We start from the raw sequence: 15428 nt of genomic DNA, 5'->3' as shown, positions 1-15428 counted from the left end.
GAGAGCCCCCTTCGCGGCGACATTCCGACGCCGCTGACTGTCCTCGGATGCGACTGACTGCTCAATGAATACGACGTTTTCCTGTGTAGGCTGTGGCAAATGCTGCAATGATCACCACGTGCCCCTGACCCTGCCCGAAGCCCGGATGTGGGCAGCTGACGGTGGCCAGGTGATAGTGCTGGTGGAAGCCTTCCTGAGCAATGGCCTGGGCCTGTCGGCGCAGCAACGCGAGCATGCCGAAGCGCGCTCGGCGCTGGTGCGCAGCGGCGCCTGCGAGGTTTACGTGGCCATCACTTTTGCCGCCTATAGCACCGGTGCCTGCCGTCATCTGGACCAGGACAACCTGTGCCGCATCTACGAACGCCGGCCGCTGGTGTGCCGCATCTACCCGATGGAGATCAATCCGCACATTCCCCTGAACATCGCCGCAAAGGAATGCCCGCCGCAATCGTGGGAAACAGGGCCGCAGCTGATTGTCGGTGGCCAACTGGTGGATCCGGAACTGGCACAACTTATCCAGCGCTCCCGCCAGGCGGATCGCGACGACATCCGCATCAAGGATGCGATTTGCGCCTTATTGGGGATTCGAACCACGGCCCTCAAGGGCGACGGGTTTACCGCTTACCTGCCGGACATGACCGAGTTCGCCACGATCATCGACGAATTGGCCGGGCAGACGTTACCGGTATGGGAAAGCGAATGGCAGTTTCATGTATCGGGGGACGATGTGGCGGGGCATGTATTGGCTGCGGGTGCGCAGGTGGTAACCGAGACACCCGCCGACTACACGTTTATTCCGTTGCGGGCGGCTTGAATCCACGGCCCGCTGGAAAAATCTGAAACTAACGCTTGCCCATCGAACGGCGTGTACCCGGAGGCGCCATCCCCGGTGTCTTGGTGTGGCCATTCTTTGCGCCATTCTTGAACCACGGCTGGCTGGCGTCCTTGTTGGCCTGCAGCTCACCCGGCTTGAAGGGGAACTTGAACGTCGGGATCGCGGGTTTGCTCTCGCTGTCAGCGCTGGAGTCGACGCTGTCTGGCAGCTCTGCCTGTTCGGCGCCCAAGGCGTCGGCTACCGGCGGTTGTTTCGGGGAAGTCATGAAAAGCTCCGGGTGATGCACACTGTGACGGGCCCGGTCAGCGAGCCGCGAAAGACGACAGTATAGCGGAATGGCAGCTGCAAGCTCCAAGCTGCAAGCTTCAAGTCAAAAGCGCTGCGGGTGGCTTTTAGCTTGCGGCCTGGCGCTTGAAGCTTGTAGCTTTCCACCCATTCTCCTGCGCCCGAAGAGCCCTTTGCCCATGAAAAAGACCGTCCTCGCCTTCAGCCGCGTCACGCCAGAAATGGTTGAACGCCTGCAACAAGACTTCGACGTCATCGTGCCGAACCCGAAAAAGGGCGACATCAACGCCCAGTTCAACGAAGCCCTGCCCCATGCCCACGGCTTGATCGGGGTCGGCCGCAAGCTTGGTCGCGCACAACTGGAAAACGCCGCCCGGCTGGAAGTCGTGTCCAGCGTCTCGGTGGGCTATGACAATTATGACGTGGCCTATTTCAACGAGCGCGGGATCATGCTCACCAACACGCCGGACGTGCTCACCGAAAGCACCGCCGACCTGGCCTTCGCCTTGCTGATGAGCAGTGCGCGCCGCGTCGCCGAACTCGACGCCTGGACCAAGGCAGGTCAATGGCAAGCCAGCGTCGGTACCCCGCTGTTCGGCTGCGACGTCCACGGCAAGACCCTGGGCATCGTCGGCATGGGCAATATCGGCGCGGCCATCGCGCGCCGGGGTCGCCTGGGTTTCAACATGCCGGTCATCTACAGCGGCAACAGCCGCAAGACTTCGCTGGAACAGGAACTCGGCGCGCAGATGCGCAGCCTGGACGAGCTGTTGGCTGAAGCCGACTTCGTCGTCCTGGTGGTCCCGCTCAGCGAGAAAACCAGGCACCTCATCAGCCATCGCGAACTGGCCCTGATGAAGCCGAGCGCGATCCTGGTGAACATTGCCCGTGGTCCGGTGGTAGATGAGCCGGCACTGATCGAGGCGCTGCAAAACAACCGCATCCGCGGCGCCGGGCTGGATGTGTATGAAAAAGAACCGCTGGCCGAATCACCACTGTTTCAACTGAAAAACGCCGTGACCTTGCCGCATATCGGTTCGGCCACCCATGAAACCCGCGACGCCATGGCCAACCGTGCCCTGGCGAACCTGCGCAGTGCCTTGCTGGGCGAGCGCCCACAAGATCTGGTCAACCCGCAGGTTTGGAAAGGCTGATTGAACGATGGCACGTCTCTGGCTGGACGTGCCACTTTTCGCAACATTAAAAAAACGCTGAATGGCTATTGAAAGACGACATAACTTGCAATGCAGTCTCCGGCCGAACTTGTCTGAACAGTTATAAACTCCGAGCGATTAAAAGAGCACCAAACGTGCACTCGGAGAATACCCCCATGAATAAACTAACCACCATCTGTGTGATAAGGCGGAGCAAAATACTGATTGTCTTGACAGCGGCACTGTTCGGACTGATGACGCTCATTAACAATGTCACCGACTATGCGGCATACGCCGACTATATCGGGCGCATCATCAGCATGAGCAATACCGAAGGCAATGACTCCCGACGCTACAGGGCAATCAGCTCAAATATGTTTCATCATCGCTTTTACTGGGCAATCATTTCGCTCGAGACCCTTTCTACTTTCAGCTGCCTGGTGGGGACCTATCAGCTTTGCCGAAAAGTCGATGCACCACGCCCAGAGTTTCACGAGGCAAAAAAATACGCGATCGCCGGTCTCGTGATAGGCATCATTGTTTATCAACTTCTATACGTCACCATACTCAATGAATGGTTTGACCTGGAGTACTCTGCTCAACGCTACGCCAATGATTGGGCACAAAGAAACATTGAATACATGTTTCTCGCCCTTATCTATCTCACCGCCGTAAAAGACAACTGAACAGCCTGCTGCTCAAGCCAGCTTTCCCGGCACGGGGTGGGCGCTCGCCCTGGGCTTGCGAAACACCAGCACGTTGCCCAGCATGACCATCACCAGGCCCACGAGTGCCGGGGCGGTCCATTGGTAGCCTTCGGCAAACGCCGAGACATTCAGCGCCACCACCGGAAACAGTACCGTGCAATAGGCTGCGCGCTCGGGCCCCATGCGCCCGACCAGGGTCAGGTAAGCGGTGAACCCAATGACCGAACCGGGGATCACCAGGTACAACAGCGAGCCGATGTAGCGTGCGTTCCATTCCATGTCGAAGGCAATGCCCTTGGCCAGGCACCACGCACACAACATCGCCGCGCCGTAGGCCATGCCCCAGGCATTGGTCGTCAGCGGCTTGAGCCCGGCTTTTTGCTGCAGGCTCGACAGCATGTTCCCCGCCGAGAAACACAAGGTGCCGCACAGGGCCAGGCCCAGGCCGAGCAAGGTTTGCGGGCTGGCGGTGTGCCCGACCAGCTCGGGCCAGAACAACAGGCCCAGGCCGAGCAAGCCCAAGGCGCCGCCCATCAGCACATTACGGGCGATTTTCTGGCCGAAGAACACCCGTGCATTCAGCGCATTCCACAGCGTAGCCGTGGAAAACACCACGGCGACCAGGCCGCTGGGGATCCACTGGCTGGCGGTGAGGAAACACATGAAGTTGACACAGAACAGGCACAACCCCTGCGCCAGGCAAATAAGGTGCCCGCGGCGGTTCATCACTTGCAGGCGGCGGCTGAGCAACAGGATCACGAACAGCACCAGCGCCGCCAAACCAAAGCGATAGACAATGGACACGGGAATCGCCACCACGCCCAGTTGCCATTTCAGGGCAATCCAGGTGGTGCCCCAGATCAACACAGTCAGCAGGTACAACGAAAGGTTCATGACAAAGGCTCCTCGGCTAGGTGCCCAGTGTCCTGCGCCACGATGCGCCGCACTTGCATAATCTTGCGCTTTTGTCCGGCGACGGGCTGGCAGGCGAACGCCTACGGAGTAGGATGCAAGGCGTTGGAGAGAACGATCATGCCCGCACTGGAAACCCTGCAAGTCTTTCAAGCCCTCAACCGCTCACCCAATGCTCGCCTGGAGCACAGCGCCGAGCTCGGTGACGGCATGGCTGCGGCCCTGTGGAGCAACCATCACGACGCCCAGGACTACGCAGCGCCGAGTCACCACACCTTGTCCTGCTACATCGCCGGCGGCACCGGCACCTTCCGCCGTGACCAGCCCGGCACCAAGGGCGGCCCGGACAAACTGTGCATCCTGCCGGCCGAGCATCAGTCAGGCTGGGTGATCAACGGCGACATTCGCCTGGCCCACCTGTATTTCAGCCCCGAACAATTTGCCCTCGGCTGCGTCACCCTGCTTGATCGCGAGCCCCGGCAAATGCAGTTGCGCGAGCAAACTTTCCTTGATGACCCGCAACAGGCGGCGCGTTTTCGGCGGCTGATCACCCTCAATTGGGACGAACCGGGCGAACGCCTGCTCACCAGCAGCCTGGCCCACGAGATGCTCGCCCATGCGCTGCTCAGCCAGGTCGGTTCTCGTCAGGATTTGCGTCTTAAGGGTGGCTTGGCTGCACACCAGCGCCGGCTGTTGGTGGAGTTCATTGACAGTCAGTTGGCCGAGGCCATCAGCCTGGGACAGTTGGCTGCGCTGTGTGCGCTGTCGGAGTACCACTTTGCGCGGATGTTTCGTGAGAGCTTTGGGTTGCCGCCGCATCAGTATGTGCTGGCACGGCGCTTGAGCCGGGCGCGGGAATTGTTGCGCTCAACTTCCCAGCCGTTGGGGGAGATTGCGTTGGCGTGTGGGTTTGCCAGTGCGAGTCATTTTACCAATCGCTTTCGGCAGGCTTCAGGTGGAACTCCGGGGGAGTATCGGCAGGTCTGGTTGCGGTAGATCGAATTTTCACGACAATAATTGGATCACTTATCGCGAACTATTATTCGTTTTCATTGAAAACCTGTCAGATATGACAGTAGCCATGACAGCACTGAGGACCGATTATTATAACTCCCCAACGGAGTTATATATTATGTCCAAAACTGAACAATTCGAAACAAACCTTACAGTATTAGCCAACCTCCCTCCTGCGTCCGGCTCTTTGGATGCAGTATTTGGCGCCCACCACCCAACGTTCAAAAGCCAAAAAGTTTTCTTTCGAACCACCCAATTCGATCAAGTTGAAATTTCAGCCGTAGACAATGACCGACATTGGGTTTTCAACTTCGATAAAAGCATCACACCCAATACCTATCTTATTGGGGATCAGGCGATTAAACGAATCTGGTACGTCCAAGAAAACCCAAATCAGATTTATACACCCGCCCGCATCATTGGGAAAATTCAGATTATCGAAATTGATCTTGCGAAAGGGATACTCAAAGCTCATTTTGATTTTTCCATTTGGCGTGAATCGCAAGGCCAGGATTCAATTGCTGACGCGAAAGGAACGATTGATGTTTGGGACCTGAATCGAACTCAGCTGTAACCCACTGCAAGTAGCGCTCGACACCCTTGTCGCCACGCGACGAGGGTGCTCAGTGGCAGTACAAAAAGACTCAAGGCCCTCATCAAAACTCCAACGTACTCGACAACGTCACCTGCCGCGAATCCCCCATCGACACGAAGAACCGGCTCGCCGCCGAGGTGTAGTAGGTGCGGTCAAACAGGTTCTTCACGTTGAGCTGAAACTTGACCCGCTGCCCATCGAGCTGGGTGTCGTACGTGGCGAACGCATCGGCGACGGTATAGCTCGGCAGGTCGAAATCATTCACGGCATTGCCCGCTCGCTCCCCGACATAACGCGCGCCTGCGCCCACCCGCAACTGATCGCCACCGATGAGGCTGCCAAAGTCGTACACCGCCGACAGCGAGCCGCTGTTCCTGGCCACGTTCTGCAGCTGCTTGCCTTTGTAGACCGGGTCTTCGGTCACTTCGGCATCGGTGTAGGCATAGCTGCCGATCATGCTCCAACGGTCGCTGAGCTGGCCGCTCAAATCCACTTCCAGGCCGCGGGAACGCACTTCGCCCGCCGCGCTGTAGAGGGTCACCGGGCCTTCGGAATTGGCCACCAGGACGTTGCGCTTGTTGATGTCGAACAGCGCGATGTTGCCCGTTACGCGGCCCGGCATTTCCAGCCTGGCCCCGACTTCCCAGGACTTGGCTTCTTCCGGCGCAATGCTGCCATCGAGCACTGTGCTGCTGCCGCTCAACGGCGCGATGGTCGAGTTGGGTTTGAACGATTCGGTGTAGCTACCATAGAACGACAGCTCATCGGTGTAGCGGTAGACCAGACCGGCGCGCGGCACCCATTTCTGCCCGTTGCTGTCGGTGTTGGCCTTGAACGGCACGCCTTTGCCGGCGTACTGGTCGTACTCCTGGAAACGTGCGCCCGCCACCAGGATCCATTGGTCGGTGAGGTGGATCGAGTCCTGCATGAACACCGAATCGCTGCGCAGCTTGTCGGTCTGGGCACTGTCGGCCGGGCTGACCGTGGTGCCTGGCACTTCACGGCCGTACACCGGGTCGAGGTAGCTGAAGGTGGTCAGGCTTTTCTGGCGGATCAGGTCGGCGCGGTAGATCTTGCGGTATTCGTCATCGATCCCGAACACCAGGTCATGTTGCATGCCCGCGACATCGACCTTGCCCTCGAGGCTGGCGGTGGTGAAACGGTCGGTGCTGATTGCATTCTGCGTGCCGTCCATGCTGCGTGTCAGCGTGCCCTTGTTGGTGTCGATGGCGGTCACGCGCACCTGGCTGGCGTCATAGGTTTCGCGGTTCCAGCTGTAGCCGAAATGGGCTGTCCAGTTGTCGTTGAGTTCGTGATCGGCCTGGAAGTGATACAGGTCAGAGCGCCCTTCCATGTTGTTGAAGGGTTCGTCGAGCCGGCGATCCCGGGGGATGTCCAGCGGATGGTTGTCCCGGGGATCGATCACCGTGCCTCGGTCGAACGGGGTCAGGAACTCCCGGTGTTCATAGGCGAACAGCAGCTTGGTGCTTTCACCGAACCAGGCCAGCGACGGCGCCACCAGGGTCTCGCGGTGCACGCCGTAGTTGCGCCAGTACTCTTCGTCTTCGTGGTCCAGCACCATGCGGTAGGCGAAGCCGGAATCGCCCAGGGCGCCCGTGCTGTCAAAGGTGCCACCGCTGCCGTTCTTGCCTTCGCCATAGGTCGAGCCCCGCAAGGTCAGGGCGTTGTACGGATCGAGCTGCGGCTGTTTGCTGACCATGTTGACCACTCCGCCGGGATCCTGAATGCCGTAGAGCAACGAGGCCGGGCCCTTGAGCACTTCAACCCGGTCCACCGTGGCGTTCATGCCCCGCCCCTGCACCACCGGCATGCCGTCGCGCATGATCGAGCCGTTGCGGTTATCGCCGAAACCGCGGGTCATCACCGAATCCTGGGTGCTGCCCAGCGTGTTGCCCTGGGTGATGCCGCTGACGTTCGCCAGCGCGTCGTCGAGGTTGCGCGGCGCCTGGTCGCGAATGACCTGGGCCGGGACGATGTTGACCGTCTGGGGAATTTCCTGGAGCGGCGTCGAGGTGCGCATCACCGAACTGGTGGGTGGCGGCTGGTAGCTGGTGGACTGATCCATCACCGAGGTAATGGTGGTGGCACCCAGGTTCAGCGCGCCCTCGATCGGTAGCGGCTCCAGGGCCATGGTGTGGCCATCGATGCGGCGGAAGGTCAAGCCAGAACCGCTGAGCAGACGCTGCAGGGCCTGTTCGGCACTCAACTGGCCGTTGAGCGCCGGGGCATTGAGGGCGTAAGGCGCTTCATCGGTGTAGACCACGCTGATGCCGGTGACTTGGCTGAAGTCGCTCAAGGCCTGGGGCAGTGGTTTGGCGGCCATCGAAAAGCTGAACAGCGAACTTTGCCGGGCGTTGGCCTGCGCGGCCATCACCCCATTCAACGGCAGCAGCGCCAACGCCGCGAAGCTCAACGCAGACACACCCAACCACTGTTTGACCGAACCCGATATTGCCCTGGACTTCATGACTCATGACCTGTGTAGAACCGCAACGGATGCGAATGACTCGCAGTTTCAGTCACTACACGGATGGCATTCGGGTTTACCTCAGCAGAAAGTTGAAATATTTTTTTTGGACGTTGAGGTGTTTGATCTGACGCCTTCGCTGGCAAGCCAGCTCCTACAGGGGACCGCGTTCAACCTGTAGGAGCTGGCTTGCCAGCGAAAGGGCCAGTCGCCTCACCGCAAAATGATCAGACGCCCCAGAACCTGATGCTGCTCAAACCCCAACACCCCCTGCAAGGAACTCAAAACCGCCTGCGGATTCTTGCTCGGGAAACTGCCACTAACCGTTCGCTTGGCCAGCTCATCATTGAGCAACACGATCCGCCCGGGGTAATACCGCTGCAAATCCTCAACCACATCGGCCAGCGTCGCCTTGTAGTAATTGAGCCACCCCTGGCGCCACGCCAACTGTGCTTCGCTGTCCACCGCATGGAGCTTCTGCGCCGAACCTTCGCCATAGGCCACCTGCTGGCCAGCCGTCAGGATCTGCTGCTCCGCATTCCTGTCCGCCGTCACCCCAACCCGACCCGACAACACCGTCACCTGCGCCCCATGGGGTTGCAGGCGCACCTCGAACTGCGTGCCCAGCACCCGCGCCTGCCCCTTCTCGGCGTCGACCACAAAGGGCTCTCCGGTGTGGACCACGCTGAAAAATCCGGCGCCGCGCCGCACCTGCACATGCCGCTCGCCACCGCTGAAATCCACGGCAATCGCACTGTCAGCATCGAGAGTGACTTGCGAATGGTCGGCCAGGGTGACGGTGCGGGTTTGTCCCGGTGCCGAGACATAATCGGCGCCCAGGTCATCGATCCAGCGCAACGGCTGCCAACCGCTGCCGAGGCTGATCATCAGCAGCAGGCAAGCCGCCATGGCCAGTGCGCCCGACCAACGCCGGACGCTGCTGCGGCCTGAGCGATTCATCGCGTTGAGGTAACCCTGCAAGGCCAGCGCGTCCTCATCGGCAAGCGTGCGCGCCGGCACCTCGCTCAACTCCCACAGCACTTGGGCACGGGCATACGCCTCGGCATGGGCCGGGTCGGCCTGCAACCACTGGCTGAAGGTGACCTGATCACCACTGCTGGGCTGGTCATGCAACAGACTCAGCCAGGCCAGCGCTTGCTGTTCCTGAGCGGGCGTCGGCATGACGCGTTCGATGCTATTCACGGTGCTTTCCCTGGCGTGCGCGGGTCGGGCTCCCGCAGGCTGGCCTTGCAGGCCTCGAGCGCGCGCATCATATGTTTTTCCACGGCACTTTGGGACAGGCCCATGGCCTTGGCGATCTCGGCGTACTTGCGGCCATGGATGCGGTTGAGCAGGAAGATCTGCCGCGTGCGCTCGGGCAACGCGCGTAATGCCGCTTCGACATGGCGCAGATCGTTGCCCGCCTCCAGCGCCGCTTGCGGTTCACCGCCCACGCTGTCCGACGGTTGCGCCATCAAGCCTTCGTTGGCCCGCACCCGCGTGCCTTCACTGCGCAAATGGTCGATGGCGATGTTGCCGGCGCAGCGCAACAGGTAGGTACTGAGTTCTTCAACCTGCACCAGGGGGCGGCGCCAGAAACGGACGAACAGGTCCTGCACCAGGTCCGCCGCCGTTGCCCGGCAACCGACGCGACGATTCACCAGCGCTTCCATTTGCGAACGCTGGGAGAGAAACACCTGGAGAAAATGCGCACGGGCGCAGCGTGGTTCGGCGTGCTCGATCTCAGGGGATTCGGGGGGCGTCATCGATTCAGTACTGCGCCATGGTGGCCACCGGGCTGGCCAGCAGGCTCACCGCAGCCAGCGCCAACGCCAGGCGCGGTCGATACGGCAGCAACAACACCAGCAGCAAGGCACTGAGCATCAGCACCGCGAACCACTCCACCAATCCCAACGCCCAGCCTGGGACCGACACCGCGATCCAGAGCGACAGCACAAGCAACAGCCCGCCAGCCAGCTTCAATCCCAGGCATAAGCGCTGCGACGGTTTGCGCCCCAGCAAGTCGGCATGGTGCCGATCCATGGATAAACACAGTGCCGTGAAACCGGCGTAGCAGAGCAACGAGACCAGCAACATTCAGTTCGCCTCTTGCTCAAGATGGGTCGATCGGGCGCGTTGCTGTCCACGGGCTTTTGCCCGCTCTGCGCGCTGCATTTTCCAAGCGGCCCATCCGAGGAGCAGGCCGCTGGCCAGGCACGCCAGATCGAAACCGGCCATGGCCCAATCACCCTCAACAAGCGAGACGCCCAGGTGCCAGGGCGTGGTCAAGGCGTTGAGCAACGGCACCGCGGCAAACAGCGCCGCCGCCAGCGTCAACTGCTCCACCCACGCGGCGCGACCCCGGCGGACCAGGGCATGCAGCAGGCTCAAGCCCCACACGATAAAGAAGCTGTCGACCTCCCAATCCGCTCGCCCGACCATGCCGACCGGCAGCAGCCGGTTGGCCCAGAAGTATACGGCGACGGCGACCAGCAACCCCGACATGCTGGCGATGTTAAGGACCTCCACCAGCCGCAGCTCAAATGGCAGCACGCCGCTTTTGGCATGCTTGAGCTGACGCTTGCCGAGCCAGATCACCAGCCCGGTGCCGATCATTGCCGTGCCCGCCAGTCCGCAGATGAAATACAGCCAGCGCAACAGCGGGCCGGCGAAATGCCCCATGTGCAAGCCATAGAATCCGCCGGCTATCGCCATGGGCAGGGTTCGTGGTGGTGTCGAGTCGAGCAGTTCACCGGTCACGCCATTGAAGGTCACGGCGCTGCCATAGTCGTAGACCACCCGGTCCGCGCTTTCCCGGGCCAGGATCACCGAGGCATTCGCATCGCCAGGATTGCTCACCGTCACGCGTGCGGCCCGACCGCCCGACCACTGCCCGCGAGCCTGCTCCAGCAAGGGCGCCAACGCCACCAAAGGCGCAGGTTTGCCAGCCGATGGCGGCGTATTGGCCGCCGGAAAAACTTCGCTGTAAAACGCCTGGGCATCGCCCTTATAGGCGGCAACGATGCTCGCCGGCATCACCATCGCCATGAAAATCACCAGGCTGCTATAGGTGATCATCAGGTGGAACGGCAATACCAGCACCCCCACCGCGTTATGCCCGTCGAGCCATGACCGCTGGCCCTTGCGCGGACGGAAGGTGAAGAAGTCCTTGAAGATTTTCTTGTGGGTGATGATGCCGCTGATCAGCGCGACAAACATCACCATGGCCGCAAGGGTCGACAACCAGCGGCCCCACGGATAAGGCATTTGCAGTTGAAAGTGGAAGCGGTAGAAGAACTCGCCACCCCGAGTGTCGCGGCCCTGCACTTGGTTGCCGGTTTGCGGGTCGAGGAGTTTCTCCGTGAGCTGGCCGCGCTCGCCGGGCTTGGCCGGCGTCTGCTGCCAGCGCACCGACAGGCGGGGATCGCGGGCACTGGGTAAATCGATGATCCAGCGCGCAGCGCCCGGGGCGTGCTGCCCAAGATAGGCCTGGGCCAGCGCCAGGCTGGCCTCGGTGGACACTGGACGGGCGGGGATTTCCGGCTGCATCCAGTGGTTGGTCTCGTCCTTGAAATAAGCGAGAGTGCCGGTCAGGAAAATCGCAAACAGCAGCCAGCCGAAAATCAAGCCGGCCCAGGTGTGCAGCCAGGCCATGGCCTGGCGAAAGCCCTCTTTCATGACCGCTCCATCCAGTACCCCATCCCCGCTGCCGCTGCCAAAACCAGGCCCGTCACGATCAATCCGAACCAGGCCCGCCACGCTGAGCGACAGGCAAAACACCAGATCACCGCCAGCAGATAAACCACGAACGAGCTCATCATCCCGGTCACTACCGCTTCGGTGCGGGCCATGGGGGCCCAAAGCGTCAGGCACACGCTGGCCAACGTGGTCACCAGATAGCCGCCGAACACGGCAGCCAGCACCCGCGAAGTGACCGCCAGGCGATAGGAAACAGGGAGTGTCTTGGCTTTCATGTCGCGACCTTGAAACCGGGTGAGGCCCCATGAACGTCACGGGGCCAGCAAGGCGCAATATTAATGATAAATATTCTCATACGCAAAACTGTCGGATGAGATCAGGTTCCAGCAGGTACAAAAAACAAAACGGGCCTGCAATGCAGGCCCGTTTTCGGTGGGAAGGTAAAAAGTGAATCAGGCGTCAGGCGTTTTGCGCAGCCTGTTCGTTTTCAAGAAACTCTTCTTCCAGGAGCACATCAGCGCGAGCCCTCGGCTCGAACGGCACTACAGCGGCGCGTGGTTTGCCTCGCAATTTGCCGAACAGGTGTTCCAGCGCATGCTCGAGTTTCTCGGCGGCTCCGTCGATCGCCAGTTCCAGGCTGGCGGCTTTATGGGTGACAGAAATCGGTTGGTGGCCTTTTGGCCGCGCTTCCAGCTGGCAGCGCATATCGTGGGGACCAGGCTTGTCGCCGTTCTCGTCCCGCAGGTGGACCTCGACGCGTGTCAGGTCCTCTTCGTAGCGTTCGAGCGTGCTCTCAATGGTAGTACGTACCCACTCCTCCAGTCGTTTACTGCCTTGAATATGGTTATCGCTATTGACTTGGATTTGCATAGTTCATCCCTTATTTCAGCTAGCTCGCGAGAGGCCGGTCAGCTAAGCCCTTGGGCGTCATCACCGTGACCTCTTGGTTACACAATCGGTCTGTACGATGAACATTTCAACCCCTAGAAAAAGATAAATATCTATTCGCAAAAAAAGCCGGACAACCGGTAAATGCGCTGTTAAGGTCGGGAGTTGGGTCGCCCCGCTCCTTCGTCACTAATCCTCACATCTGCCCCTCCGACAGCGGGTGCAGGCCGCGAAAAATCCCCGCTTCCTCCACCAGCCAGTCGTGCACCGCCCGCACCCCCGGATGACTCAGCGCCCCTGGCGCGTAGAGCACCATGTAGCGCTTGTGATTGGGCACCGCCAGGCCGAACGGAACGATCAATGCGCCCCGCTCCAGCTCGTCATTGAGCAGCGTGCGTCGGGCGATGGCCACGCCCATTCCGGCGATGGCCGCTTCGATGGTCAGGTGATTGCGATTGAAGGTGTGTCCGCGCCGCACATCCGCGCCTTCAAAGCCGATGGCATCCAGATAAAACTCCCATTCCGCATATTCGTAACTGCCGCGCCAGGCAGTGATGTCATGCAGCAACGGAAAATGCAGCAGGTCCGCCGGGCCATGCAACGGCGGACGCCCGCGCAACAGGCTCGGGGCGCAGACCGGGAAAATCTGCTCGTCGAGCAAGGCTGTGGATAACAGGCCCGGATAGCTGCCGTCGTTGAGGTCGATGGCAAGGTCGAAATCGCCTTCGTGCAACGGCACGCTGCTGTCTTCGGCCACCAGGCGCAACTGAATGTCCGGAAAGCGCTGCTGCAAGCGCGGCAGGCGCGGCGTGAGCCATTTGCTCAGGAAGGAAGGGATCGAACGCACCCGCAGCGTGCCGCTGATCATGCCCGCGTCCAGCCGGCGCAATTCCGCATCGATGCTGCCGTAGGCCTCGTTGACGGTTATGGCCAATCGCTGGCCTTCGGCGCTCAGTTCCACGCCCCGGGCACGCCGGTGAAACAGGCGAAAACCCAGGCGCTCCTCCAGTTGCCTGATCTGCTGACTGACCGCCCCCGGCGTTATGTGCAGTTCTTCGGCGCAACGGGTGAACGACAAGTGCCGTGCGGCACAGGAAAACACCTGCAGCCAGACATAAGTCTGGGCGTGTAATTGACGGCTCATCGTTTAGTCCTGCTAAAGGCTCTCTTAGGAAGTTTCGTTGGTCACGTAGGACCGAGGGAGGCAGTATCGCTGAAATTGCGCTTGTCCTACAAAAATGGCAGCGATTCATCTCCCATTGCAGGAATAGGCTTTAGCATGGCTATCAGTGTTTTCGATCTCTTTAAAGTAGGCATCGGCCCGTCCAGTTCCCATACCGTCGGTCCGATGCGCGCCGCGGCGATCTTCGCCCAAGCGCTGGTCGACCAGGCGCTGCTGAACGATGTGCGGCGAGTGGAGATTCGCCTCTACGGCTCCTTGTCGGCCACCGGCGTCGGTCACGCCACCGACCGTGCCTGCGTAATGGGCCTGATGGGCGAATGGCCAGACCGTATCGATCCCACCACCATCGACAGCCGCATCCATACCCTGCGGGAAACCGGCGAGTTGTCCCTGGCCGGCCAGGCGAGCATCGCGTTCGACTGGTCCCGCGATCTGCTGCTGCTCGACGAGAGCCTGCCCTACCATCCAAACGCCATGTCCCTGACCGCGTTTGGCGAGACTGGCGAACTGTTCGAGCAAACGTACTACTCGATCGGCGGCGGTTTCATCATCGAGGCGGCCGAAGCCGAATCCGGTGTGGCGCCTGCCAACGATGTGGTGTTGCCGTACGATTTCTCCAGCGCCGCCGAACTGCTCAAGCTTTGCAACCAGCACGGTCTGCGGGTTGGTGAACTGATGATGGCCAACGAACGGGCCTGGCGCAGTGACGAAGAAATACGCCAGGGCTTGCTGCACATCTGGTCGGTGATGCGCGAATGTGTCGAGCAGGGGCTGGAGCACGAAGGCATCCTCCCTGGAGGCCTGAATGTGCCGCGACGCGCGGCGAAGTTGCACCGCAGCCTGTTGGAAATCGGCAAGCCGAACGTCATCACTTCGACCCTGTCGGCCATGGAATGGGTGAACCTGTTCGCCCTCGCCGTCAACGAAGAAAACGCCGCCGGCGGGCGCATGGTGACCGCGCCGACCAACGGCGCAGCGGGGATCATTCCGGCGGTGCTGCACTACTACATGAAATTCAACCCTGATGCGTCGGACGATGACGTCGTGGCGTTCTTTCTGGGCGCGGCCGCCGTCGGCATTCTCTGCAAGAAAAACGCCTCGATCTCCGGCGCCGAAGTCGGCTGCCAGGGCGAGGTCGGCTCAGCCTGCGCCATGGCCGCCGCCGGTCTCGCAGAAGTGCTCGGCGCCACGCCGGAGCAATTGGAAAACGCCGCCGAGATCGGCCTGGAACACAACCTCGGCCTGACCTGCGACCCGGTCGGCGGGTTGGTGCAAGTGCCGTGCATCGAGCGCAACGCGATTGCTGCGGTCAAGGCCATCAACGCCACGCAGATGGCCCTGCGCGGCGACGGCAAGCACTTCATTTCCCTGGATCGGGTGATCCGCACCATGCGCGACACCGGTGCCGACATGCACGACAAGTATAAAGAGACATCCCGTGGCGGCCTGGCAGTGAACTGGGTGGAGTGCTGACCGGTTTGGTGGCATGCGGGCAGTCAGTGCCCTGAAACGGGTAGGCAAAAACAAGGCGGACCACAGTGCCCGCCGTGTTTTTGCCCCCGTTTGTTGTCCGACAATCTTTCCGGCATGCCCCTTGCTACATCCCGCTTGGAACAATGATGGCGATTTGACGAGAAATGGCCGATGGTCCGGGTGTGCGAACCAACC

Annotated in this window: 16 protein-coding genes; 6 read left to right on the top strand and 10 right to left on the bottom strand. The window is 60.7% G+C overall.

The window, feature by feature from the left end:
* The first annotated feature begins 64 nt into the window (after window positions 1–64).
* Complete coding sequence (locus tag DKB71_RS05140) at window positions 65–814, top strand: YkgJ family cysteine cluster protein (protein WP_408599780.1); 750 nt, start codon at window positions 65–67, stop codon at window positions 812–814.
* A 28-nt stretch (window positions 815–842) separates the two neighbouring features.
* Here the strand turns inward: DKB71_RS05140 and DKB71_RS05135 are convergent, their stop codons facing one another.
* On the bottom strand, window positions 843–1100 hold the full coding sequence (locus DKB71_RS05135) for a hypothetical protein (protein ID WP_408599779.1): 258 nt from the start codon (window positions 1098–1100) through the stop codon (window positions 843–845).
* Between the two features lie 199 nt (window positions 1101–1299).
* Here DKB71_RS05135 and DKB71_RS05130 point away from each other — a divergent pair, with 199 nt between their 5' ends.
* Both DKB71_RS05130 and DKB71_RS05125 read left to right on the top strand, forming a co-directional pair.
* A complete protein-coding gene (locus DKB71_RS05130) occupies window positions 1300–2274 on the top strand; it encodes a D-glycerate dehydrogenase (protein ID WP_323605602.1) in 975 nt (324 codons plus the stop codon).
* 176 nt (window positions 2275–2450) lie between these two features.
* Window positions 2451–2960 carry a DUF2165 domain-containing protein gene (locus DKB71_RS05125; RefSeq protein WP_323625994.1) on the top strand — a complete coding sequence of 170 codons (510 nt, stop codon included), beginning with the start codon at window positions 2451–2453 and terminating at the stop codon, window positions 2958–2960.
* A gap of 12 nt (window positions 2961–2972) precedes the next feature.
* On the opposite strand, the gene DKB71_RS05120 is transcribed toward DKB71_RS05125, so the two are convergent.
* Window positions 2973–3875 (bottom strand): DMT family transporter, encoded by a 903-nt coding sequence (locus DKB71_RS05120; protein ID WP_323625995.1) that lies wholly within the window; start codon window positions 3873–3875, stop codon window positions 2973–2975.
* Between the two features lie 138 nt (window positions 3876–4013).
* Here DKB71_RS05120 and DKB71_RS05115 point away from each other — a divergent pair, with 138 nt between their 5' ends.
* Complete coding sequence (locus DKB71_RS05115; RefSeq protein ID WP_408599778.1) at window positions 4014–4889, top strand: helix-turn-helix transcriptional regulator; 876 nt, start codon at window positions 4014–4016, stop codon at window positions 4887–4889.
* A gap of 136 nt (window positions 4890–5025) precedes the next feature.
* On the top strand, window positions 5026–5481 hold the full coding sequence (locus tag DKB71_RS05110) for a hypothetical protein (RefSeq protein WP_408599777.1): 456 nt from the start codon (window positions 5026–5028) through the stop codon (window positions 5479–5481).
* An 82-nt stretch (window positions 5482–5563) separates the two neighbouring features.
* On the opposite strand, the gene DKB71_RS05105 is transcribed toward DKB71_RS05110, so the two are convergent.
* From DKB71_RS05105 to DKB71_RS05070, 8 genes are all read right to left on the bottom strand, one after another.
* On the bottom strand, window positions 5564–7990 hold the full coding sequence (locus tag DKB71_RS05105; RefSeq protein ID WP_408599776.1) for a TonB-dependent siderophore receptor: 2427 nt from the start codon (window positions 7988–7990) through the stop codon (window positions 5564–5566).
* Window positions 7991–8203: 213 nt separating this feature from the next.
* Window positions 8204–9193: a FecR family protein gene (locus DKB71_RS05100; RefSeq protein ID WP_408599775.1), complete on the bottom strand. Its 990-nt coding sequence runs from the start codon at window positions 9191–9193 to the stop codon at window positions 8204–8206.
* The gene (locus tag DKB71_RS05095; protein ID WP_274073958.1) at window positions 9190–9756 is read right to left on the bottom strand and encodes an RNA polymerase sigma factor; all 567 of its coding nucleotides are present in this window, start codon (window positions 9754–9756) and stop codon (window positions 9190–9192) included. The genes DKB71_RS05100 and DKB71_RS05095 overlap by 4 nt, the downstream gene beginning before the upstream one ends.
* A gap of 4 nt (window positions 9757–9760) precedes the next feature.
* On the bottom strand, window positions 9761–10087 hold the full coding sequence (locus DKB71_RS05090; RefSeq protein WP_408599774.1) for a DUF3325 domain-containing protein: 327 nt from the start codon (window positions 10085–10087) through the stop codon (window positions 9761–9763).
* On the bottom strand, window positions 10088–11668 hold the full coding sequence (locus DKB71_RS05085) for a PepSY-associated TM helix domain-containing protein (protein WP_408599773.1): 1581 nt from the start codon (window positions 11666–11668) through the stop codon (window positions 10088–10090).
* Window positions 11665–11964 (bottom strand): DUF3649 domain-containing protein, encoded by a 300-nt coding sequence (locus DKB71_RS05080; RefSeq protein ID WP_274073961.1) that lies wholly within the window; start codon window positions 11962–11964, stop codon window positions 11665–11667. The genes DKB71_RS05085 and DKB71_RS05080 overlap by 4 nt, the downstream gene beginning before the upstream one ends.
* 184 nt (window positions 11965–12148) lie before the next feature.
* Window positions 12149–12559: an HPF/RaiA family ribosome-associated protein gene (locus DKB71_RS05075; RefSeq protein ID WP_274073962.1), complete on the bottom strand. Its 411-nt coding sequence runs from the start codon at window positions 12557–12559 to the stop codon at window positions 12149–12151.
* Window positions 12560–12773: 214 nt separating this feature from the next.
* A complete protein-coding gene (locus tag DKB71_RS05070; RefSeq protein WP_274073963.1) occupies window positions 12774–13721 on the bottom strand; it encodes a LysR substrate-binding domain-containing protein in 948 nt (315 codons plus the stop codon).
* A 135-nt stretch (window positions 13722–13856) separates the two neighbouring features.
* Between DKB71_RS05070 and DKB71_RS05065 the strand changes: the two genes are divergently transcribed.
* Window positions 13857–15233 (top strand): L-serine ammonia-lyase, encoded by a 1377-nt coding sequence (locus DKB71_RS05065; protein ID WP_408599772.1) that lies wholly within the window; start codon window positions 13857–13859, stop codon window positions 15231–15233.
* Window positions 15234–15428: the final 195 nt, after the last annotated feature.

The organism is Pseudomonas sp. PLMAX (assembly GCF_046042685.1).
Taxonomy (GTDB): domain Bacteria; phylum Pseudomonadota; class Gammaproteobacteria; order Pseudomonadales; family Pseudomonadaceae; genus Aquipseudomonas; species Aquipseudomonas putida_AE.
Note: the sequence above shows the minus strand (reverse complement) of the source record. Positions and strands in the feature narration are given on the sequence as shown.